Source organism: Pseudomonas sp. PK-RTE-24 (assembly GCF_054052265.1).
Genome location: NZ_CM133224.1, coordinates 4,244,511 through 4,267,439, shown reverse-complemented (window position 1 = coordinate 4,267,439; position 22,929 = coordinate 4,244,511). Strand labels below are relative to the sequence as shown.

At 56.1% G+C, this 22,929-nt stretch carries 21 protein-coding genes and 2 pseudogenes; 21 read left to right on the top strand and 2 right to left on the bottom strand.

From position 1 onward, the window contains the following. The first annotated feature begins 91 nt into the window (after positions 1 to 91). From ACV8MC_RS19235 to ACV8MC_RS19140, 20 genes and pseudogenes are all read left to right on the top strand, one after another. On the top strand, positions 92 to 955 hold the full coding sequence (locus ACV8MC_RS19235) for a PI-PLC domain-containing protein (protein WP_315435115.1): 864 nt from the start codon (positions 92 to 94) through the stop codon (positions 953 to 955). 88 nt (positions 956 to 1,043) lie between these two features. Further along, positions 1,044 to 1,949 (top strand): AraC family transcriptional regulator, encoded by a 906-nt coding sequence (locus ACV8MC_RS19230; RefSeq protein WP_056789758.1) that lies wholly within the window; start codon positions 1,044 to 1,046, stop codon positions 1,947 to 1,949. A gap of 342 nt (positions 1,950 to 2,291) precedes the next feature. Continuing rightward, complete coding sequence (locus ACV8MC_RS19225) at positions 2,292 to 3,602, top strand: ABC transporter substrate-binding protein (RefSeq protein WP_353188267.1); 1,311 nt, start codon at positions 2,292 to 2,294, stop codon at positions 3,600 to 3,602. Positions 3,603 to 3,758: 156 nt separating this feature from the next. Beyond that, positions 3,759 to 4,685: a carbohydrate ABC transporter permease gene (locus ACV8MC_RS19220; RefSeq protein WP_041480415.1), complete on the top strand. Its 927-nt coding sequence runs from the start codon at positions 3,759 to 3,761 to the stop codon at positions 4,683 to 4,685. An 8-nt stretch (positions 4,686 to 4,693) separates the two neighbouring features. Beyond that, positions 4,694 to 5,524, top strand: coding sequence for a carbohydrate ABC transporter permease (locus tag ACV8MC_RS19215; RefSeq protein ID WP_016774872.1), 831 nt, complete (start codon positions 4,694 to 4,696; stop codon positions 5,522 to 5,524). Positions 5,525 to 5,688: 164 nt separating this feature from the next. After that, positions 5,689 to 6,792, top strand: coding sequence for an ABC transporter ATP-binding protein (locus tag ACV8MC_RS19210; protein WP_457263018.1), 1,104 nt, complete (start codon positions 5,689 to 5,691; stop codon positions 6,790 to 6,792). A 15-nt stretch (positions 6,793 to 6,807) separates the two neighbouring features. Further along, the gene (locus ACV8MC_RS19205) at positions 6,808 to 8,280 is read left to right on the top strand and encodes a mannitol dehydrogenase family protein (RefSeq protein ID WP_457263016.1); all 1,473 of its coding nucleotides are present in this window, start codon (positions 6,808 to 6,810) and stop codon (positions 8,278 to 8,280) included. A gap of 204 nt (positions 8,281 to 8,484) precedes the next feature. Next, complete coding sequence (xylB, locus tag ACV8MC_RS19200) at positions 8,485 to 9,981, top strand: xylulokinase (protein ID WP_457263015.1); 1,497 nt, start codon at positions 8,485 to 8,487, stop codon at positions 9,979 to 9,981. A gap of 13 nt (positions 9,982 to 9,994) precedes the next feature. Further along, complete coding sequence (locus tag ACV8MC_RS19195) at positions 9,995 to 10,933, top strand: carbohydrate kinase family protein (protein WP_457265572.1); 939 nt, start codon at positions 9,995 to 9,997, stop codon at positions 10,931 to 10,933. Positions 10,934 to 10,977: 44 nt separating this feature from the next. Then, on the top strand, positions 10,978 to 11,598 hold the full coding sequence (locus ACV8MC_RS19190) for a transglycosylase SLT domain-containing protein (protein WP_076562717.1): 621 nt from the start codon (positions 10,978 to 10,980) through the stop codon (positions 11,596 to 11,598). Between the two features lie 275 nt (positions 11,599 to 11,873). Next, on the top strand, positions 11,874 to 13,967 hold the full coding sequence (locus tag ACV8MC_RS19185) for a type VI secretion system Vgr family protein (RefSeq protein WP_457263013.1): 2,094 nt from the start codon (positions 11,874 to 11,876) through the stop codon (positions 13,965 to 13,967). Further along, positions 13,967 to 14,806, top strand: coding sequence for a DUF4123 domain-containing protein (locus ACV8MC_RS19180; RefSeq protein ID WP_236169062.1), 840 nt, complete (start codon positions 13,967 to 13,969; stop codon positions 14,804 to 14,806). Before ACV8MC_RS19185 ends, ACV8MC_RS19180 begins: the two co-directional genes overlap by 1 nt. A gap of 88 nt (positions 14,807 to 14,894) precedes the next feature. Further along, positions 14,895 to 15,362 (top strand): DUF3304 domain-containing protein, encoded by a 468-nt coding sequence (locus tag ACV8MC_RS19175; RefSeq protein WP_236169063.1) that lies wholly within the window; start codon positions 14,895 to 14,897, stop codon positions 15,360 to 15,362. A gap of 18 nt (positions 15,363 to 15,380) precedes the next feature. Next, complete coding sequence (locus ACV8MC_RS19170; protein WP_236169064.1) at positions 15,381 to 17,174, top strand: DUF2235 domain-containing protein; 1,794 nt, start codon at positions 15,381 to 15,383, stop codon at positions 17,172 to 17,174. Positions 17,175 to 17,287: 113 nt separating this feature from the next. Next, positions 17,288 to 17,432 (top strand): annotated as a pseudogene (locus tag ACV8MC_RS19165) (type VI secretion system tip protein TssI/VgrG); the annotation flags it as partial. Positions 17,433 to 17,500: 68 nt separating this feature from the next. Then, positions 17,501 to 17,677 carry a hypothetical protein gene (locus tag ACV8MC_RS19160; protein ID WP_252867685.1) on the top strand — a complete coding sequence of 59 codons (177 nt, stop codon included), beginning with the start codon at positions 17,501 to 17,503 and terminating at the stop codon, positions 17,675 to 17,677. After that, positions 17,674 to 18,681, top strand: a complete 1,008-nt coding sequence (locus ACV8MC_RS19155; protein WP_236169066.1) for a tetratricopeptide repeat protein — start codon at positions 17,674 to 17,676, stop codon at positions 18,679 to 18,681. Before ACV8MC_RS19160 ends, ACV8MC_RS19155 begins: the two co-directional genes overlap by 4 nt. A 308-nt stretch (positions 18,682 to 18,989) precedes the next feature. Further along, positions 18,990 to 19,742 (top strand): sel1 repeat family protein, encoded by a 753-nt coding sequence (locus ACV8MC_RS19150; protein ID WP_457263010.1) that lies wholly within the window; start codon positions 18,990 to 18,992, stop codon positions 19,740 to 19,742. Positions 19,743 to 20,012: 270 nt separating this feature from the next. Then, positions 20,013 to 20,282 (top strand): DUF2790 domain-containing protein, encoded by a 270-nt coding sequence (locus ACV8MC_RS19145; protein WP_095180120.1) that lies wholly within the window; start codon positions 20,013 to 20,015, stop codon positions 20,280 to 20,282. A 90-nt stretch (positions 20,283 to 20,372) separates the two neighbouring features. Further along, entirely contained in the window at positions 20,373 to 20,771 is a 399-nt protein-coding gene (locus ACV8MC_RS19140) for a hypothetical protein (RefSeq protein ID WP_076562707.1), read from the top strand. Here the strand turns inward: ACV8MC_RS19140 and ACV8MC_RS19135 are convergent. Continuing rightward, on the bottom strand, positions 20,768 to 21,037 hold the full coding sequence (locus tag ACV8MC_RS19135) for a DUF1652 domain-containing protein (RefSeq protein WP_041480220.1): 270 nt from the start codon (positions 21,035 to 21,037) through the stop codon (positions 20,768 to 20,770). The genes ACV8MC_RS19140 and ACV8MC_RS19135 overlap by 4 nt on opposite strands. Positions 21,038 to 21,406: 369 nt before the next feature. Here ACV8MC_RS19135 and eco point away from each other — a divergent pair, with 369 nt between their 5' ends. Continuing rightward, positions 21,407 to 21,892, top strand: coding sequence for a serine protease inhibitor ecotin (gene eco / locus ACV8MC_RS19130; RefSeq protein WP_457263007.1), 486 nt, complete (start codon positions 21,407 to 21,409; stop codon positions 21,890 to 21,892). 36 nt (positions 21,893 to 21,928) lie between these two features. Here the strand turns inward: eco and ilvA are convergent. After that, positions 21,929 to 22,918: pseudogene (gene ilvA, locus ACV8MC_RS19125) on the bottom strand (threonine ammonia-lyase, biosynthetic); the annotation flags it as partial. Between the last annotated feature and the right edge of the window lie 11 nt (positions 22,919 to 22,929).

Here is a 22,929-nt window from a genome sequence, read left to right as displayed (position 1 = left end):
GACTTGCATTAAAAGCCAACTTTCGCAATAACACGAACATGCTTATAAACATCCTGCGCGCAACTACTAACCACTTCGCAGGATGTGCAACATGGAAAACTTCGACGATATACCAACCCATCAATGGATGGCTTATTCACCACAAATCGATAATCTTTCGTTATTTGAAATGACCCTGCCCGGCGCGCATAACGCCGGTTGTGACTGGGAAGCGTCTTACGCCCTTATTCCCGGGAAAAACTGGCTTGCCTGCCAGGACGTTTCCTTTTATTCGCAGTTGAATCGCGGCGCTCGCGCACTTGATGTACGCCTTGTTTACAACAGCAAGGCGAAACAACTGGCGAGATTCCGTTTCCACCACAATGGATTCAACTCTTCGCGAACGCTTGAAGACCTGATCAGGGACCTTAAGGGGTTTTATGAAAGAAGCCCGAATGAGTTTATCATTCTGGACTTTCATGAACTTTCCAGCGCTACAGATCCATTCAACCATGAGGAATTCAAAACAGCTTTGCTGGAGCACCTTGGGGAACGGATCATTCCCACCGACAATCTGCATCTGACAATTGGCCAACTCAAAGCCATCAATCCATTGCAACGCATTATGGTGGCCGCGCCGATGACCTGGGAAAGCGAAGACTTTCGTTTCTACAGACCAATCAATCACAAGTGGATCGGCAAATCACAGGTCAGCACCTCGGATCTTTATGGCTACATAGACAACGTACTGAGCACACCTGTCAGTACGCTTCGCCCATGGTCGCTGTCGGCAACCAGTTACACACTCGGCGGCCCACAGCGGATCCTCGACAGTCTGGACGAGTGGTTCGACCCGGAAAAATCCGATTGGGCGCGCAAGTGCAACATTATCAATTTCGACTTCATCAAAAATTCCAACATCGTGCGTTTCTGCCAAATGGCCAACCTGCAAAAGGCACGCGACAAGCTCAGCTGAGCGGTCACCACGGACGGCCGGTCGTAAGTGGCACAAATGGCAAAAAACGAGGCATGATCGCGCAGCGATAATAAAAAAGTGCCCCGTCATGACCCGAACCGCTCGCGTGACCGACCCTTCCTACGAGTTGATGGACGACCATAACGGTTTGTCCATCATCTACCGCCAGCACGGCTTCCCCTGCCCGCTGGTGCGCTGGCATTTCCACAAGGAGTACGAGCTGCACCTGATCGTGGCCAGCTCCGGCAAGGTGTTCATCGGCGATTACATCGGCAACTTCTATCCAGAGACTTTGTTTTTGACCGGTCCCAACCTGCCGCACAACTGGATCAGCCAGGTCGCCGAGGATGAAGTGGTGGAGAAGCGCGACATGCTGGTCAACTTCACCGACGAATTGTTCGAGAGCGGGCACCAGGTGTTCGCTGAGCTGAAATCCCTGGCGCCACTGCTTGAGCGTGCGCAGTACGGCATCGAATTTCGTTGCAAGCGCACGATCCGTCAGGCCATGACACTGATGCAGCGGATCGCCGACAGCACCGGCATCACTCGCCTCGGGCATTTTTTCATCCTGATGGAATTGCTCGCGGCCAGTGATGACTTCCAGTTGTTGTCCGGCGCCACCACGCCGCAACTGGCCGACGAACACAACATCGACCGCACCAACCGCGCGGTCGACTACATCTTCAGCCACTACGCGCGGGACATCTCACTGGAAGAAGTGGCCGAGCACCTGGGCATGACACCGACCTATTTCAGCCGGGTATTCAAACAGGCCACCGGGCGCAACTTCATCGAATTCGTCAATCGCCTGCGCATCAGCAAATCCTGTGAGCTGCTGGCCGATGGTGACAAACCGGTGACCGAGGTGTGCTTCGAGTCGGGCTTCAACAATATTTCCAACTTCAATCGACGCTTCCAGCAACTCAAGGGCATGACGCCGTCGCACTATCGACGGCTGGCGGTGCAGCGGCTGACTGAACAGAACCATCTCTGACGACACGCCACCTGTGGGAGCGAGCCTGCTCGCGAAAGCGGTCTGTCAGTGAAAAATCCTGTGGCTGACACACCATCTTCGCGAGCAGGCTCGCTCCCACAAAAAACCGTGCCCCGGCTGGCGAAATCTGTACGCATTCGCTAACGGTCCCTCGCGCAAAACCCCTTCCCTGCGTTCCCCCGCCCAAACCCCAGTGCAAAAAAGTATCAACAAAAGTGCTAGGGATGATTTGTCAGCTCCGCCGTGGAAGGCTGTAATCAGCGCAGATTCTTCCTGCATTCGGAAGACACAAAAACAATAACTGTCCTTCTGCCCCGTCGGGTGTCAGAAAAGGAGTGCACGATGCAACCCACTGCAAAAGCTCTGCTCGCTCTCACCTGCATGACCCTCAGCAGCGTCAGCCTTGGCGCCCAGACCCTGACCATCGCCACCGTCAACAACAGCGACATGATCCGCATGCAGAAACTCTCGAAAACCTTCGAGAGCGAGCATCCGGACATCAAGCTCAATTGGGTGGTGCTGGAAGAAAACGTCCTGCGTCAGCGCCTGACCACCGACATCGCCACTCAGGGCGGCCAGTTCGACGTGTTGACCATCGGCATGTACGAAGCCGCACTCTGGGGCGGCAAGGGTTGGCTGGAGCCGATGAGGGACCTGCCGGCCAGTTACGCCCTCGACGATGTCTTTCCGTCGGTGCGCGAAGGCCTGTCGGTGAAGGGTTCGCTGTATGCGCTGCCGTTTTACGCGGAGAGTTCGATCACCTATTACCGCACCGACCTGTTCAAGGAAGCCGGGCTGACCATGCCGGAGCGGCCGACCTGGGAAGAGATCGCCGGGTTTGCCGAAAAGCTCACCCACAAAGACAAAGAGCAGTACGGTATCTGCTTGCGCGGCAAGGCTGGTTGGGGCGAGAACATGGCGCTGGTCACCACGGTCGCCAATGCTTATGGCGCGCGCTGGTTCGATGAGCAATGGAAACCGGAATTCAGCGGCCCGGAGTGGAAAAACGCGCTGAATTTCTACGTCAACACCATGAAGAAATCCGGCCCGCCGGGCGCATCCAGCAACGGTTTCAATGAAAACCTCGCCCTGTTCAACAGCGGCAAATGCGCGATCTGGGTCGATGCCAGCGTCGCCGGCTCGTTTGTCACCGACAAGACCCAGAGCAAGGTCGCCGATCACGTCGGTTTCACTTTCGCTCCGCATCAAGTCACGGATAAAGGCTCGGCGTGGCTGTATTCGTGGGCGCTGGCGATTCCGACCAGCTCCAAGGCCAAGGACGCAGCAAAAACCTTCAGCGCCTGGGCCACGTCCAAAGAGTACGGCGAACTGGTTGCCAAGACCGATGGCATCGCTAACGTGCCGCCGGGCACCCGCGCTTCGACCTACAGCGATGCTTACATGAGCGCCGCGCCGTTTGCCAAAGTGACGCTGGAATCGCTGAAAGCCGCTGACCCGAGCAAACCGACGCTGAAACCGGTGCCGTACATCGGCATTCAACTGGTGACCATTCCTGAATTCCAGGCAGTCGGCACCCAGGTCGGCAAGCTGTTCTCGGCAGCGCTGATCGGCCAGACCACGGTGGATCAGGCGCTGGCGGCGGCGCAGCAGACCACGGAACGCGAGATGAAGCGCGCCGGTTATCCCAAGTAACCGCTGAATGCCTTGCTCCTGCCTCTTGTGGGAGCGAGCCTGCTCGCGAAGGCGTCGTGTCAGCCAACACACATGACACTGACCCAGCGCTTTCGCGAGCAGGCTCGCTCCCACATGGGGATCTCCATAGGTCTGTATGACTCGGTTGTGAATGCCATGAATACTTCAACTGCCAAAGCCCACATCGACCTGTCGCCACCGCAGCGCAAGCTGCGCGTGCGCAATCCCGGCTGGTTTCTGGTCAGTCCTTCGGTGGCGCTGTTGCTGCTGTGGATGATCGTGCCGCTGGGCATGACCCTGTACTTTTCGATGATCCGCTACAACTTGCTCTATCCCGGCGAAAACGAATTCGTCGGGCTGGAGAACTTCACCTATTTCCTCACTGATTCGGGTTTCATGCCCGGCGCGACCAATACATTGCTGCTGGTTGGCAGCGTGTTGCTGATCAGCGTGGTCTTCGGTGTGTTGATCAGCGCGTTGCTGGAGGCCAGCGAATTCCTTGGGCGCGGCCTGGTGCGGGTCATGCTGATCTCGCCGTTTTTCATCATGCCCACCGTCGGCGCGTTGATCTGGAAAAACCTGATTTTCCACCCGGTCTCGGGGATCCTCGCCTACATCTGGAAGCTGTTCGGTGCGCAACCGGTGGACTGGCTGGCGCACTACCCGCTGCTGTCGATCATCATCATTGTTTCGTGGCAATGGCTGCCCTTCGCGATCCTGATTCTGATGACCGCCATGCAGTCACTGGATCAGGAACAGAAAGAAGCTGCACGCCTGGACGGTGCCGGCCCGATCGCGATTTTCTGGCACCTGACCCTGCCGCACCTGGCGCGGCCGATTGCTGTGGTGGTGATGATCGAAACAATCTTCCTGCTCTCGGTGTTCGCCGAAATCTTCACCACCACCAACGGTGGCCCCGGCTACGCCTCGACCAACCTCGCCTACCTGATCTACAACCAGGCGCTGGTGCAGTTCGACGTCGGCATGGCTTCGGCGGGCGGTCTGATTGCCGTGGTCATCGCCAACATCGCCGCGATCATTCTGGTGCGAATGATCGGCAAAAACCTGACTGACAAAGCGTGAGGCCTGCCATGACCCTCCAACAATCCCGTCGCCTGCAAAGCCTGCTGCTCGGCACGCTGGCCTGGGCCATCGCGATCGTGATTTTCTTCCCGATCTTCTGGATGGTGATGACCAGTTTCAAGAGCGAAATCGACGCTTTCGCCACGCCGCCGCAGTTCATCTTCACGCCAACGCTGGAGAACTATCTGCATATCAACGAGCGCAGCGACTACTTCAGCTTCGCCTGGAACTCGGTGGTGATCTCCTTCAGCGCCACCGCCCTGTGTCTGTTGATCGCGGTACCGGCGGCGTACTCGATGGCGTTCTATGAAACCCAGCGCACCAAAGGCACGCTGCTGTGGATGCTCTCGACCAAGATGCTGCCGCCGGTGGGCGTGCTGATGCCGATCTACCTGCTGGCCAAGAGTTTCGGCCTGCTCGACACGCGCATCGCGCTGATCGTGATCTACACGCTGATCAACCTGCCGATCGTGGTCTGGATGGTTTACACCTACTTCAAGGACATCCCCAAAGACATCCTCGAAGCCGCCCGCCTCGACGGCGCGACGCTGTGGCAGGAGATGGTTCGCGTGCTGCTGCCGATCGCCAAGGGCGGCCTCGCCTCGACCGTGCTGCTGTCGCTGATCCTGTGCTGGAACGAGGCGTTCTGGTCGCTGAACCTGACCTCTTCGAATGCCGCACCGCTGACCGCGCTGATCGCCTCGTATTCAAGTCCCGAAGGGCTGTTCTGGGCCAAGTTGTCGGCCGTATCGACCCTGGCCTGTGCGCCGATTCTGATCTTTGGCTGGATCAGCCAGAAGCAACTGGTGCGCGGCCTCTCCTTCGGTGCCGTGAAATGAACATCCCGAATCCAACCCTATCCCCTGTGGGAGCGAGCCTGCTCGCGAAAGCGGAGTGTCATTCAACCCTGATGTCGACTGAAACGGCCCCTTCGCGAGCAGGCTCGCTCCCACAGAAAAGCCGATCTGGTTTAACCCAATAATAAATTGCGGAGGCCCATCTCATGGCCAACCTGAAAATCAAGAATCTGCAAAAAGGCTTCGAAGGCTTTTCCATCATCAAGGGCATCGACCTTGAAGTGAACGACAAGGAATTCGTGGTCTTCGTCGGCCCGTCGGGCTGCGGCAAATCCACCCTGCTGCGCTTGATCGCCGGTCTGGAAGAGGTCAGCGGCGGCACCATCGAACTCGATGGCCGCGATATCACCGAAGTCAGCCCGGCCAAGCGCGATCTGGCGATGGTGTTCCAGACCTACGCGCTGTACCCGCACATGACGGTGAAAAAGAACATGTCGTTCGCCCTCGATCTGGCCGGCGTGCCGAAAGCCGAAGTCGAGCGCAAGGTCGGCGAAGCGGCACGTATTCTTGAACTCGGGCCGATGCTCGAGCGCAAACCCAAACAGCTGTCCGGCGGTCAGCGTCAGCGCGTGGCGATCGGCCGCGCCATCGTGCGCAACCCGAAGATTTTCCTCTTCGATGAGCCGCTGTCCAACCTCGACGCGGCGTTGCGCGTGCAGATGCGTCTGGAACTGCTGCGCCTGCATAAAGACCTGCAAGCGACGATGATTTATGTGACCCACGATCAGGTCGAAGCGATGACCATGGCCGACAAAGTCGTGGTGCTCAATGGCGGCAGGATCGAGCAGGTCGGCTCGCCGCTGGACCTGTATCACAACCCGGCCAACCTGTTTGTCGCAGGCTTTCTCGGCACGCCGAAAATGGGTTTCCTCAAAGGCAAGATTGCCCGCATCGACGGCGTCAGTTGCGAAGTTTCGCTGGACGCCGGCACGCGCATCACCCTGCCGTTCAACGCCGCCAACCTCAGTGTCGGAGGCGCAGTGACGTTGGGCATTCGCCCTGAACACTTGGAGCTGGCGCAACCCGGCGACTGCACGTTGCAGGTGACTGCCGACGTCAGCGAACGCCTTGGCAGCGACACCTTCTGCCACGTCACCACCAGCGCTGGCGAAGCCCTGACCATGCGCGTGCGCGGCGATCTGGCCAGCCGTTACGGCGAGCAATTGAGCCTGCGTCTGGACCCGACTCACTGCCACCTGTTCGACGCTGAAGGTGTGGCGCTGACCCGTCCACTGCGCGCTGCGGCCTGATTTCGAGACTATCCGATGAAACTCAACCAACAAAACCTCAATCGCCTCGCCGCCCAAGTGCAGCTGCCGGGCTACGACCTCGGCGCCACACGCCAGGGCATCGCCCACATCGGCGTCGGTGGTTTCCATCGTGCGCATCAGGCGTATTACACCGATGCCTTGATGAACACTGGCGAAGCACTGGACTGGGCAATCTGCGGCGTCGGCCTGCGCCCGGAAGATCGCCGCGCTCGCGATGATCTGCGCGAGCAGGATTACCTGTTCACTTTGTTTGAACTGGGCGACAGCGATGACACCGAAGTGCGCGTCATCGGCGCGATCCGCGACATGCTGCTGGCCGAAGATGGCGCCCAGACGCTGATCGACAAACTCGCCGAACCGCAGATCCGTATCGTCTCGCTGACCATCACCGAGGGCGGTTACTGCATCGACGACAGCAGCGGCGAATTCATGGCGCATCTGCCGCAGATTCAACACGACCTCGCCCATCCCGAAACGCCGGGCACCGTGTTCGGCTTCCTTTGCGCCGCATTGGCCAAACGCCGTGCTGCGGGCGTTCCGGCATTCACTGTGATGTCCTGCGATAACCTGCCGCACAACGGCGCGGTCGCGCGCAAGGCGCTGCTGGCGTTCGCCTCGCTGCGTGATCCGCAATTGCGTGACTGGATCGACCAGAACGTCAGCTTCCCCAACGCCATGGTCGACCGCATCACGCCGATGACCAGCACCGCGCATCGCCTGCAACTCGCCGACAAACACGGCGTCGACGATGCCTGGCCGGTGGTCTGCGAACCGTTTGTGCAGTGGGTGCTGGAAGACAAATTCGTCAACGGCCGCCCGGCGTGGGAAAAGGTCGGCGTGCAGTTCACCGATGACGTATCACCGTACGAAGAGATGAAAATCAAACTGCTCAACGGCAGTCACCTGGCGCTCACTTATCTGGGCTTTCTCAAGGGTTATCGCTTCGTCCACGAGACCATGAACGATCCGCTGTTCGTGCGTTACATGCGCGCTTATATGGATCTGGATGTCACGCCGCAGCTGGCCCCGGTGCCGGGCATTGATTTGAGCGAATACAAGGACACGCTGGTCGCGCGATTCTCCAATCAGGCGATTGCCGATCAGCTGGAGCGCGTGTGTTCGGATGGCTCATCGAAGTTTCCCAAGTTCACCGTGCCGACGATCAATCGGCTGATCGCCGATGGCCGCGAGACCAAACGTGCAGCGCTGGTCGTGGCGGCGTGGGGGCTGTATTTGAAGGGCGTGGATGAGAATGGCGATACGTATTCGATTCCGGACCCGCGAGCGGCGTTTTGCCAGGGGCTGGTGGCGGACGATGGGTTGATCACGGAGCGGTTGCTGGCTGTTGAAGAGATTTTCGGCACAGCGATACCGAAGTCGGCGGAGTTTGTTGCAGCGTTCGAGTGGTGCTGCCAGAGTTTGCGCGAGGTTGGGGTTTCGGGGACTCTGGAACGGGTGCTCGGCTGAAAAGCCCCTCACCCTAGCCCTCTCCCGGAGGGAGAGGGAACCGACCGCGTGGTTCTTCCGTTATTCATCGACCTGAAATTCCGAGTCGAATACAGAGTGTGAAAGGCATGAAAATCTGCTCCCTTTCCCCCTCGCCCCCTTGGGGGAGAGGGCTGGGGTGAGGGGGTAGCTCTTGATCTTCAGCGCAATCTGACAGGCCCATACATGACAACAACAAAGCTCTTCCTGGGTATCGACTGCGGCACCCAAGGCACCAAAGCGATCATCCTCGATGCCGACAGCGGTCAGGTGCTCGGTCTGGGCGCGGCGCCGCACACGATGATCAGCGGCGCCAACGGCCGCCGCGAACAAGACGTTCAGCAATGGCTCGATGCATTCGTCAGCGCCACCCGCCAGGCCTTGCAAGCGGCAAACGTCGACGGCCAAGCGATCCTCGGCGTTGGCGTCTCCGGCCAGCAACACGGCCTGGTGCTGCTCGATGAGCAAGGCGCAGTGCTGCGCCCGGCCAAGCTCTGGTGCGACACCGAAACCACGCCGGAAAACGAGCGCTTGCTCGCGCAACTGGGCGGCGAGCAAGGTTCGCTGGAACGCCTCGGCGTGGTCATTGCGCCGGGCTACACGGTGTCGAAACTGCTCTGGACCAAAGAGCAGCATCCCGACGTGTTCTCACGCATCGCCCGGATTCTGTTGCCCCACGACTACCTCAATTACTGGCTCACCGGCCGCGCCTGCAGCGAATACGGCGACGCCTCCGGCACCGGCTATTTCAACGTGCGCACGCGGCAGTGGGATTTGCAGATCCTGCGCGACATCGACGCCAGCGGCCGTTTGCAAACCGCGCTGCCGGAGTTGATCGACGCGCACGCCGCCGTCGGCACCCTTCTCCCGTCAATCGCCGAGCAACTCGGGATCAACCCCAACGCCGTGGTTTCCAGCGGCGGTGGCGACAACATGATGGGCGCCATCGGCACCGGCAATATCCAGCCCGGCGCGATCACCATGAGCCTCGGTTCGTCCGGCACGGTCTACGCCTATTCGGAGGAGCCAAACGTCAGCGCCGATGCCTCGGTTGCCACGTTCTGTTCCTCCAGCGGCGGCTGGCTGCCGCTGATCTGCACAATGAATTTGACCAACGCCACCGGTGCGATTCGCGAACTGTTCAAGCTCGATCTGCCGACCTTCAACCAACTGGTCGCGCAATCGCCGATCGGTGCCGAAGGCGTGAGCATGTTGCCGTTTCTCAACGGTGAGCGCGTCCCCGCGCTGCCCCACGCCACCGGCAGCCTGCATGGCCTGACCATGGACAACCTGACCCAGGCCAATCTGTGCCGCGCGACCGTCGAAGGCACCACCTTCGGTTTGCGCTACGGGCTGGATTTGCTCCGCCAGAATGGTTTACAAAGCCGGCGCATCTGCCTGATCGGCGGCGGCTCGAAGAGCGCGGTGTGGCGACAGATCGTCGCCGATATCATGAACGCCCCGGTCATCTGCACCGAACAAAGCGAAGCCGCCGCACTGGGTGCGGCGATTCAAGCGGCGTGGTGCGCGTCGCGCTCTCACGGCGATGATGTCTCCCTGGCCGAGCTGTGCGAGCGCTGCGTGAAACTCGACGCAGGCAGCGAAACCCTGCCGATCGCCGCCAATGTCGCGGCGTTCCAGCAGGCCTATGAACGCTATCAACAGCATGTCGCAACCCTATAACGAGCAAACAACTATGTACCTGGTGTGTGGCGAAGCCCTGTTTGATTTCTTCAGCGAAAACGATGCCAGCGGTCTGGCCTCGAAAGTCAATTTCAAGGCGATTGCCGGCGGCTCGCCGTTCAACGTCGCCGTCGGTCTGCGCCGCTTGGGCGTGGACTCGGCGCTCTTCGGTGGGCTGTCCACCGACTACCTCGGCCGACGCTTGCAGCAAGTGCTGCAGGACGAAGGCGTGCGCCCGGATTATCTGGTGGATATTGCCGCGCCGACCACCCTGGCGATGGTCGCGGTAGGCGCCAATGGCTCGCCGCACTACAGCTTCCGTGGCGAAGGCTGTGCCGACCGGCAACTGAGCGAGGCGCATCTGCCAACACTTGGCGACGAGGTGCGCGGCCTGCACATTGGCTCGTTTTCGCTGGTGGTACAGCCGATTGGCGACACCTTGCTTAAGCTGGTTCAGCGCGAAAGCGGCAAACGCCTGATCAGCCTCGACCCCAACGTGCGCCTCAATCCCGAGCCGAACATCGATCTATGGCGCGAACGCATCGCCACGCTGGTGCGCCTGGCCGATCTGATCAAAGTCAGCGACGAGGATCTGAGCCTGCTCTATCCCGAGCAGGATCCGCAAAACGTGATTGAAGGCTGGCTCGAACATCGCTGCCAGATCGTCTTCCTGACGCGCGGTGGCGACGGCGCAACGGTATTCAGTCGCGCCCATGGCTCGTGGTCGGTACCGGCCAATCAGATTCAGATCGCCGATACGGTAGGCGCCGGCGACACCTTCCAGGCGGCGCTGATCACCTGGCTGACCGAACATTCGCTGGACTCGGTCGAAGGCGTGCAGCAGCTCAGTCGCGAGCAAATCGACGGCATGCTCAGGTTCGCCGTACAAGCTGCCGCACTGACCTGCAGCAAAACCGGTCCGGATCTGCCCTATCGTCATCAATTGAGCTGAGCGCGTAGACTGTCGGCCTTTTTGCGCACGACGGAAAACAGCTCTTGAATCACAGGCACACCCTCGCCCTCCTGACCCTGGCCACCCTGCTGAGCGGTTGCGGCACCTCGCCGCCCCGCTCCCCGGAAGACATCTGCGCAATCTTCCGCGAGAAAAGCGATTGGTACGACGCTGCGCAAGTCACGCAGAAACGCTGGGGCGTGCCGATCCAGGTGCCGTTCGCGATCATGTATCAGGAATCCGGCTACCGCTACGACGCCAAGACGCCTCGCAAATACCTGCTCTGGGTGATCCCGTGGGGCCGCGTCTCAACCGCTTCCGGTTATGCGCAGGCCAAGGACGAAGTCTGGGCCGACTACCAGAAAAGCACCGGTCGCAACTGGGCCGATCGTGAAGACTTCGACGACGCCATCGACTTCGTCGGCTGGTACATGGACAAGACCACCTCGATCAACGGCGTGTACAAATACGACGCCTATAACCAGTACCTGAATTACCACGAAGGTTGGGGCGGCTTCCGCAACAAGACCTACGCGAGCAAAGCCTGGCTACCGCCGACCGCACGCAAGGTGCAGAACCGTTCGGATCTGTATGCGCAGCAATATGCCGGCTGCAAGGAAGACCTCAATCGCGGGTTCTGGAGCCGGTTCTGGCATTGGTTGTAGAAGCCCTTCGCGAGCAGGCTCGCTCCCACAAGACCTTAGTGAACGCCGATTTTGTGTACACCCGAGAAACCTGTGGGAGCGGGCTTGCCCGCGATGGCAATCTCTCAAACACCATCAAAGTCTATGAAAGGCCCGATTTCACTGACCCAAACCGCCCTCCTAAGGGTTTTCCCTATGGCACTGACGCGCCACACCTACGCCATTTGCGCCTTGAATGAGGCCGTCTAATCCTGCAACATCCATCACCTGCTTATTCAACGGACGGAATTCAAGGCATGCTGGACGCCAATGCAACCCACATCACCCTCTCGATCGAAGACGCCAACGCCGACCTGCAAGTCCTCAGCTTCAGCGGTCGCGAAGCCCTCAACGAACCGTTCCGTTTCGACCTCGAACTGGTCAGCGCCCGCCCCGACCTGAAGCTCGAAGAGCTGCTGCACAAGCGCGCGTGCCTGACGTTCGGCGCCACCGGAGAAGGCAAGATTCACGGCCAGGTCTATCGCATCGAGCAGGGCGACTCCGGCAAGACCCTGACCCGCTACAGCATCAGCCTGATGCCGCAACTGGCCTATCTGCAGCACAACCATGATCAGCAGATCTTCCAGCAACTGACGGTGCCGAAAATCATCGCCCAGGTGTTGGAAGATCGCGGCATTCTCTCTGACGCCTACAGCTTCCAGCTCGGCGCCGAGTACCCGGAGCGTGAGTATTGCGTGCAATACGACGAGTCCGACCTGCATTTCATCCAGCGCCTGTGCGAAGAAGAAGGCATTCACTTCCACTTCCAGCACAGCAGCAGCGGCCACAAACTGGTGTTCGGCGACGACCAGACCGTATTCCGCAAACTGAAGCCGGTCAGCTACCAGCAGGACTCCGGCATGGCCGCCGAGAAACCGGTGATCAAGCGCTTCAACCTGCGCCTGGAAACCCGCACCACCCGCGTCAGCCGTCGCGACTACGATTTCGAAAAACCCAAGCTGCTGCCCGAAGGCGCGGTCAAATCCGAATTTGCCCCGGACCTGGAAGACTACGATTACCCCGGCCGTTTCACCACCCGCGAGCGCGGCAAGTTCCTCTCGACCCGCGCCCTCGAACGCCATCGCAGCGACTACAAACTCGCCGAAGGCAAAGGTGATGAACCGACGCTGACCAGCGGCCATTTCCTCACGCTCGCCGAACACCCGCGCGCCGAGTGGAACGACCTGTGGCTGCTGCTGGAAGTCTTCCACGAAGGCAAACAGCCGCAAGTGCTCGGCGAAAACGTCACCAGCGACATCACCGATAACAAGAGCGATTTCCACCAGGGCTACCGCAACAGCTTCCTCGCCACCCCGTGGGACGCGCACTACCGCCCTGCCCTCGAACACCCGAAACCGAAAGTCCTCGGCAGCCAGACCGCCGTCGTCACGGGTCCTGCCGGTGAAGAAATCCACTGCGATCAATACGGCCGCATCAAAGTCCAATTCCACTGGGACCGCGACGGCCAGTCCGACGATAAAACCACCTGCTGGATGCGCGTCGCCAGCGGCTGGGCCGGCGCAGCTTACGGCGGCATTGCCATCCCGCGCATCGGCATGGAAGTCCTCGTCACCTTCCTCGAAGGCGACCCCGACCAGCCCCTCGTCACCGGCTGCCTGTACCACAAGGAAAACGTCGTCCCCTACGACCTGCCGGCCAACAAAACCCGCAGCACCTTCAAAACCCTCAGCTCCCCGGGCGGCAAGGGCTACAACGAATTCCGCATCGAAGACAAGAAAGGCGCCGAACAGATCTACATCCACGCCCAGCGCGACTGGGACGAAAACATCGAACACGACCAGAAAATCCGCGTCGGCAACGAACGGCATGACACTGTTGAAGCCAACGTATTGAGCGAGTTCAAGGTCGAAGAACACCGGATCACCCACCTGGACCGCATCAGCGAAATGCGCGCGGATGATCACCTGACAGTGGGTGTGACGCAGCATGTGAAGGTTGGGACTGGGCAGTTTGTTGAGGCTGGGACGGAGATTCACTATCACGCTGGTGACAAGGTGGTGGTTGAGGGTGGCATGGAACTCACCGCCAAGGCTGGTGGGAGTTTTGTGAAGGTTGATGCGGGTGGTGTCACGATTAGCGGCGCTGAGGTGAAGGTGAATTCGGGTGGTGGTCCGGGAGCCGGCACCGGCATTCAGATCCTCGCCCCATTCATTCCGGGACTCGCAGCCATTGATAACGCCGGACGCCTGATGCAAACGCGCGCTAACCAGATGATGCAGGCGGAATCCCTCGCCGTGACGCCGAAACTCAAAGCACCTACCGGCATCTGCGTCGAATGCCTGAAAAAAGCCATGCGTGAAAAACTCGCCCTGCAATCGGGGGCCAATTGATGACAAAGAGTGACGCAGCGAAAGCCTGGAGCGAAGCGCAAAAGAACGCTCAGTCGATATTCGCGATCGTTGAGATCGGCCTGTTGCCGGAACCCGCTCGATTGCAGTTCGTCAGAGTTGACCCGTCACGACGGCCGTTGATGGTGCAACCGGAATTCGCCGAACTGCGCAACTACGGCCCGTGGCTGGTCGACGTTAGCCACATGGAATTCGAGGCCTTTCTCGCTCACGAACACTTCACCGGCTGCACCGCGATGGCCAGTTGGATTCGTACCGACTGCCCAGCCGACAAGCTCGCCGCTCACCTGAGTGATGCGTTGCTGGCAAAAAATGAAGCTGGCGAAGTCCTGATGATCCGTAGCTACGCGCCAGAAGTCGTGCCGATGCTGCACGCACGCGATGATCTGCCTTGGCATGCGTGGCTGTTTGGCCCAGTGCAGGAGTGGTGGGTGCCAGCAGAAGAAGATCAATGGCACTGTCTGAAGGGACTCAACCTTGAAAAGCCCGGAAGATACGAGCCTATCTTTCTTGACGGAAAGCTGTGGACGGACATGGAGATCGATCCTCTACCCTACAGCCTCACCACTGAACTGGAAAAAGAAGCGCCTGAGGTCTTCACCAGCAGTTGTCACGGTGCCCGTTTGAAACAAGTGAAAGAAGCGCTGGACGCTGGCCGCGATGAAGGCTTGACCGAACCGGAAGACGTCACCCTATTTGCCAGCCTGCAATTGATGGACCGCGAATTTCCGTCGAACTGGCCGATGTGGGAGAAGGCGAAAGAACGGGCAATTGGAGAGAAGTTGCCGCTTGGTGTGGTGATGCGAGAGTTGTCGGCGTGAGTTTCATGATGAACATACTGATCAGAACTTTCTGTCTTATAGCTTTCTGGATATTCAAGATACATTGCTGGATAAGGAATTTAGGTAAATGTTCATAAGCATGAATACTCAACGGCAAAAAACCTGGCGTCGCCGCAACCTTGTCATCGGGGTATTCGTTTTACTGCTGCCTTTCATTGGATCGTATCTTTATAACCAGTTTCGTACGCCGGGTGCGATGTTGACTTCTGAAAACTATATGAAAAGACCAATTTTCAGTTTTTGGGTGAACGATTTTTGGGGCGGCAACTTAAGTGCGATGGGTAGCGGCGGGATCACATGCTGCCAAGCGATAAAGGGACCTACTGTAAAGATAACTTGGATACTAAGCACGACAGAAGAGCAAGAAAAGAGGGGCTTGAAACAAGAAACTCACGAAACGACTTTGACTCTTCCGGAGCAGCGTCGAACTGATCGATATCTCCATGTACGTTTTCTGGAAAATAACTCTGTTCAAATAATGTGGAGCCCGAACCTCGACAGTCCTTTTGATACCAATCCATCAGCAGCCAATTGAAAAACAAGGAGGTTTATGATGAACGCGACAAACCTTGATCGTGCTCAATCAATTTCTGCAAAAACTTGTCTTAATGCAACCGAGAGAAAATCTGTTCTGCCTTGCGAAGCTACGCTATACATTGGGTTCTTTTTTGACGGCTTTGGACGCAACCTAGTCGAAGATCTTAAAGAAAATCGCCTTACAAATGTCGCCCGTTTGTTTTTAGCTTATCCAGGTGATACTAAAAACTTAGAAGCTCAGCCGGAGGCACACTATCGAAGATTTTACATTTCCGGCTTAGGGAAAACTTTTGATGAATCCTTGGGCGGTAGTGCGCAGCTTAGCAATACTGGGCTAGACGGAGCATTAAACAGGGCCAAAGACAGCGCTATCAAAACTCCCGAAGACACGATAAAAAATAGCCCGCTTGACGCGATAAAAGACGTCGTTACGGGAAAAAAATGGTGGGAGAGCGCATACAGTAATCTAAAACCCGGGAGTCTTTTGTCCAGTTTGGCTAAAGCCGCAGCCCCAGCAACCCTGGATGTGTTTTCAGTCACGCGCGACAACGAAATTACGGCAACCTTTTTCAAAACGGGAGTTGATACGAGGCTAGAAGCCGCATTCAGTGTTTTGGAAGACGTGCTCACTAAAATCAAAGGCGAATCCGGAGCGCTTGTAAAAAAAATCTCGGTTTCTGTTTATGGCTTTGACTATGGGGCCACACTAGCTCGCGCTTTCGCTCATAAATTATTCGAGGAATGTGATCCAGCGACGACCATTTTTAAAGGTGCGAAGCTCGAAGTAAGTTTCGTTGGCCTTTTCGACTCTGTCGACCGTAGTGGCGAAAACTCCATTGTTATGGAGTATTTGATCCCGTTCGTAAACGTCGTCGACGACGGAGAGTGCCTTCCAGGCCCAGTTAAGTCAGCTTTACACCTCGTTGCAGCACATGAGTGCCAAGATGCTCGCCGATCCAGATTGATCGGTACGGGACCACTAACCCCTAGGTGGGAGGAGCGCTTGGTTCCTGGAACATCTTATGACGTAGGGGGTGGCTTGGGTAAACAAGATGTGCCACATAGTACTGAACTGCACTTAGCATGCCTCCACGAGATGTATGAAGCTGCAATCCGTGCGGGTGTACCGTTCCCAACTCTTGACGAAATAAAACGCACCGACACTAGCGTCGCCAAGCTTTTCACTTTGAATGACCATATAAATGGTATCAGCGCCATCGGTGCAAGCGCTAACTACATGAATAAAGCAGGAAATAAGAAACTGTCTACTGAAGGATTCCTTGCTCATCGACGCTTATATATCCAACGCTTGCGCAACTTATGGGAACTATATCGGGGACAGCATAAAGCTTATGATGATGAGGAAGAGCGCCTCCAACGCCCTATGTTGAACAAGGATGGTCCAATTGCACGCGCACTAGGAATTAGCAGCGAGAGCGAAGTAGAGGTAGCCAAACGCGAGCGAGCCATTAAACAAACGCAAAAAAACAAGGCAGCCCTTCGCGCCGAACTGAGTTGGCTTGAAGATATTGATCGAGAAGCGCAAAGGTTAAAAGTCAGCTTCCCCAGTGCTTCTGTTAAAGCTCTTTTGGATGAATGGTTCGTCACATCACCGAAGGGACTCAGCCCCGATGTTGAAGACTTACTTGAGTATTACATAAATGATCAATTCATGATTCAACAAATTCCTATAGGCACGGGCGCACCAATACCAAAATATTTCCGCATCCGAGAGTTCGACATCCCTAGTCTAAATAAAACAAAAGGTTTGGCACCTGACTATATGGACCAAATGAAGTATAAATCCTAGCCCAACAAGTTTGTCCGACGACTCAAGATCCGTTATGCCTGAAAATCGGATGGATAAAATAATGGCATTGAGCAAAAATCTAGCTAGGGACGGTCAAATCCGAATTCGCCACGGACCTGGAAGACTACGATTACCCCGGCCGTTTCACGACTCGCGAGCGCGGCAAGTTGCTCTCGACGCGCGCTGGAACGCCATCGCAGCGACTACAAGCTCGCCGAAGGCAAAGGTGATGAACCGACCCTCACCAGGGGCCATTTCCGTTTGGTATAAAGGAGTAAGCGGGAGAACAAGAGTATTGCAAAAATCGCATGTCACTGGATAGTTTCATGCCGGAAAGCGTTCAAAGCCTCTTTGACGATACAATTTTTGAAGTACGTAAAAACTATAAATCGCACGCAAAATTACTTGGCGCAAATCTGGCTGATTATTGTCAACAAAATTATGTCCCATCACCAACCTACTCGCTGAGTGGGGCGACACCCGATTTAAAAGGCTACCAATGAACAGACTTATAAAAATCAAATTAAATCAGATTATTCTAATGTTCAGCTTAGGTTTGATTTCAGTGTCGCCGTATAGCGCCAATTTTACCAATGCATCCGCAGTCCCTCAGCAAAGTGGACCAAGCGGAATCATTCTTTACAACCAGATGAAAATAGATGCGGCCATTCCACAGCTAGAGCGAGAGGCAAAAGACGGCGTAATAGAATCACAGTATTATCTTGCCGAAGCTCTTCGAAAGAAAAATGGATACATGACTCCCGAAGCCCAATTTTGGTATGAATCGGCAGCAGAGAAAAAAAACATATACGCAATGATTCAGTTGGGTCGAGCAAAAAAAGATCTTTGCGCAACGATGGGAAATTGCCCGTCGTCAAAAAAAACTCAAGCAGAATGGTTCGTAGAGGCAAAAAAAATAACGTTACCTAAGGCAAATGATGGCGATCCTGAATCTTTATACTTGATGTACGAAATCACGCTGGATCACCATTGGTTAGAAAAATCTGCTAATGCAGGCTATCCGCTCGCGCAATATTGGATGGCGATCAGCGAAAGGCAGGGAGAGGGTTACTTCTTTACTCCTGGAGGACGTGAAGCGTCGGTCAAAAAATGGCTGCTACTCTCTGCGGAAGGTGGCAACCCTAAAGCTATGATGCAATATCTAGAGACGCTTTATAAGCAAGGAGACATGGCGAGCATTCGACATTGGCTCGAGAAGGCTGCCGCAACAGGCGAACAAGCTGCAATGAGTAACTATGGTGCGTACATTTCACATACGCCAGATAAAGTAGGTTACTCTTTGGATTTAGTCAAAGGCTACGCTATTTTCTCTTTGTTAAAAGAACTCGGTGACGCCGGTGGCGTGCAAGATTATGTCGACCGTAAGATCGAAAAAATTTCTGAAAAGATGACACCAGAACAAATTGAAGAATCAAAAATCGTCGCTGAAGAATGGAAAACCAATCACCCACCGCTGTCTTTCTTCCCCGACAAGCTGAGTAATTGAGTATATTTTTAGGTTGTCCGCACCCAAATTCCATCTAGATAAATTATCGCCACTGCCCTTGATGAACGACTGAATAGGCAAAGACTTCAATGAAACTGCTGGCCACTGCGTTAACATTTTTAAGCCTAGTATCAGCCCAGTCAAACGCGCTTACGAACGAACAATCTCAGGCAAAAATCAAGGGCATTGAACTATACAATCAACACAAAGCCATCTCCGCAATTGAAACATTACAAATAGCAGCCTAAGGCGGTGATGATGAAGCACTTTACTATTTGGGAGAATCTATAAGAAAAAACAACAGATACATGACTCAAGAAGCGCGAAAGGCTTACGAGGAATCAGCAAAAAAAGGCAATATTTACTCTATGATTCGGCTCGGTGGCGCGGATCAAGATTTGTGCGTAACTATGAACAATTGTTCTTCCTCTGAGCAATCCCCTAAAGATTGGATGAACAAAGCCAAAAACCTTGCTACAGATCAGGCATCTCATGGTGACGCTGAGTCGATGTACCTACTATGGGAGATAACAGGAAACGATGAATGGCTTGAAATGTCCGCAGAAAAAGGTTTTGCATTAGCTCAATTTCGTTTAGCGACCAAGTATCAAGAGGGGGGAGGCATGTTCCTACTACCCTCTAGCAGATCAGATGAAATCGAAAAATGGATGAAAGCCGCTGCAGAGAATGGTTATCCACCAGCCATGATGGGATTTGCCGCTACCAGGATTGAAAAAGCCGATTTGTCATCATTTAGAAAATGGAATGAAAAAGCTGCAGCCTCAGGCTATGCATCTGCAGTTTTTGGTTACGCGTCATATATTGGCGAAGCTGAACCAAAATACGGGTTCGAATCAGACCCGGTAAAGTCATACGCACTATTGTCGAATCTACTGGAGCTTGATGGTGGTGGAAACGTAATAAACAACGTTAACGACGTATTGCCGGAAGTAGAAAAAAAGCTGTCAAAAGAGCAACTAGAAAAAGCAAAAGAACTCGCAAAAACGTGGAAGGCCACTCACCCACCGCTCTCGTTTTTTCCAGATAAGTTAGGGTACTGAAATTTAGCAGCACAGCCTTATCATTAATTTTTTTCGAGCACGTCAAAGCCTGTACCCTAATGATTCATATCGCAAACGACAAATGCCCGAGACAAGGGAAAAGCAACCGTAAATAACTCAGCTCATGTTCACATCGGTTAACTCAGCCTTAACGCCACAGTCAGAGACTCCATATCACCGCACACCCTCAGCTTTCCCCCGCTGACGCCCAGTGCGGCAGGCTCGCCCGGCTTCGTGCCGGGCGCCTACCCGCAACGCTGGAGTCCTCTCATGAACATTCGTCCCTTCCTGCTCACTGCCACCCTCGCCTGCAGCTCATACGCCGCACTGGCCCAAGCCAACGTCACCTCCGCCACATCGAATCAAACACCCTACCAATACGGCATGCCACTACACGTGGCGAAGGTGCTTTCGCTAACCGAGCCGCCGACCTCGGAATGCAAAGTCATCACCGCCGACATGAAATACATCGACAACACCGGCAAGCCCGCACAAATCAGTTACAGGAAATTATCTGACGCATGCAGTCAACAGAACTGACAGACGCTTCTGATTTTCCGCTTGGCCATAGGCGTGCGGTGGTTTCGGCGGGTATGCTCGGGGCCTTCCCTACTGCCGCAAGGATTGGCCATGCAGTTGTCGTTCCGCACGTTGTCGAGCTTCACTTCAATCCTGTGTTTTCTGCTGGCGCTGGTCTGGGGATTTTTTCCGGAGGTGTTGCTGGCGATCTGGAGTATTGGCTATTCGGAAGGCACTGGCGTAGTCGCAAGGCGCAGCGCGGTGCTGTTTGCGGCGTTGGCGGTGATGTTTTGTTTGCTGCGCAATGCTCCGCCGTCAGTGGCACGCAGTGCACTGAGCAATGGTTTTATCGTCGGCTGTTTCGGTTTGGCGGCGTTGGGTTTTGGCGAATGGCTCAATGGCCATGCCGGCCCCGGGATTTTGCTCGCGGTGCTGGTCGAGTTCGCGCTGGGCCTTGGTTTTGTGCAGGCCCGGCGCGTGACGGTCGAACTGGGTGAGACGGTGGGTTAAACGGCTCGAGAACGAGCGCTGGTTTGATGTGTTGTGGTCTGTTGCGCGAGGTCGGAACGCAGGCCAGCGACCAGGTTGTTGATTTCACGGCAGCTGTTCAGGCGGCTGGCGTCGATTCCACTGACATAGAGATCGGCCTGGTCGGTTCGATGGTCGCCAAATACTTTGACGGACATCGACAAGTCTGGTGTCAACGTGCACTGGCAGCGTTTCGGCAGGAAGCTGCTTTCAATGATGTTGCGTAATTCCAAGGCAGATAAAAACATGGCGAACCCTCTCCTTTCTGTGCGATTGCCAATCAAGTATTCACGCTGACCCTCTGCTGCGCCTTCACGGGTGTGCCCCCGCTGTTTCCCTGGTGCGGCAAGTGGTGGTACTGCGAAATGCCCATTGGAGTGTAGGCGCCCAAATCCTGTGCGCCTCACCAAAAGAACGCATAAAACGTGCCTTTGATCGGTTCGTTTTGCTCCCTTCAAAATCAAGCACTTGGAAATGTGGCCAGTATCCTGCTATTTGCAAATTGCATGAATCGACCACCCGTCCACTGCAATCTGCAATCTCCGGGCAAATTTGCGTTCGCAGACTATGACGGCAAGAATGTCTCCCATTGCAATTCAACCCGCACGGAGGCCTCCATGAATTCTTTAAGCGTTTGCGCGATCACCGGCCTGTTGATCGCCAACCTTTCCACCCTCGCCCACGCCGCCAAGCTCGAAGACATCGCGCCGTATCCCAAAGCCGAAGCAGGGTTTACCCGACAAGTCATCCATCTGCCCAAGCAAGAGCAGGAAGAGAATTTCCAGGTAGAAATTCTCGCCGGCAAAACTCTGGAAGTGGATTGCAATCGCCAGCGTCTGGGCGGTGTGCTCGATGAAAAGAATCTGCAAGGCTGGGGCTATCCGTTCTATCGCCTGGAAAAAGTCATCGGCCCGATGAGCACGATGATGGCCTGCCCGCCTGGCAGCCAGAAAAAGCGCGCTTTCGTTCCGGTCGTCGGCGATGGCTTCATGTTGCGCTACAACAGCAAGCTGCCAGTCGTGGTGTACGCCCCTTCGGACGTCGAAGTGCGCTATCGCATCTGGTCGACGTCGGACAAAGTCGGCACCGCCCTGCAGGAATAACCCGAGCGCTTGTTACGCCGGCACGCCGCAAGCAGCGGCGCGTTCGGCGACATGGCGCAGGCTGTCGAAGTTGATGTTGGCCCCGGAGTCGATGGCGACGAATGTCTGATCGCGAACCCCACTGCGCGCCACGTACTGCTTGATCCCCGCAACGGCCAGCGCCCCCGACGGTTCAGTGATCGAACGGGTATCGTCGTAGATATTCTTGATCGCGGCGCAGAGTTCGTCATTGCTGACCGTGATCACTTCATCTACGCAGAAGCGGCAAACCTCAAAGCCATACGCGCCAATCTGCGCAACCGCTACGCCGTCGGCGAAGGTGCCGACGCTAGGTAGAACCACCCGCTCGTCCGCATTTAAAGCCGCTTGCAGGCACGCCGAATGTTCGGATTCGACGCCGATGATCCGCACTTCCGGGCGCAGGTATTTGACGTAGGCCGCGATACCGGCGATCAAACCTCCGCCCCCGACCGGGATGAAGATGGCGTCCAGCGCGCCTTGATGCTGGCGCAGGATTTCCATTGCCACGGTGCCTTGTCCGGCGATCACGTCAGGATCATCGAACGGTGAAACAAACGTGCATCCGGTCTGCTCGGCCAAGTGCAACGCATGGGCCAAAGCAAAGGGGAAACTATCACCGTGCAGCAATGCGTCGGCACCGCGACTGCGCACGCCGAGCACCTTGAGCTCAGGGGTGGTAGACGGCATGACGATCGTCGCGGCAATGCCCAATTCCCGTGCCGCCAGCGCTACACCCTGCGCGTGATTACCCGCCGATGCAGTGATCACTCCCCGCGCTCGCTGATCATCGCTCAGTTGCACGAGTTTGTTGTAAGCACCACGGATCTTGAAAGAGAACGTCGGTTGCAGATCTTCGCGCTTGAGCAGGACCCGATTGCCCAATGCTTGCGACAATGCCGGCGCAGGCTGCAACGGGGTACGCACCGCAATGTCGTACACCGGCGCGGCCAGGATTTTCTTTACATAGTGCTCGAGCAGGGATTGCTGGTCGGGGCTGTGCGGCATGGTCGTCTCCT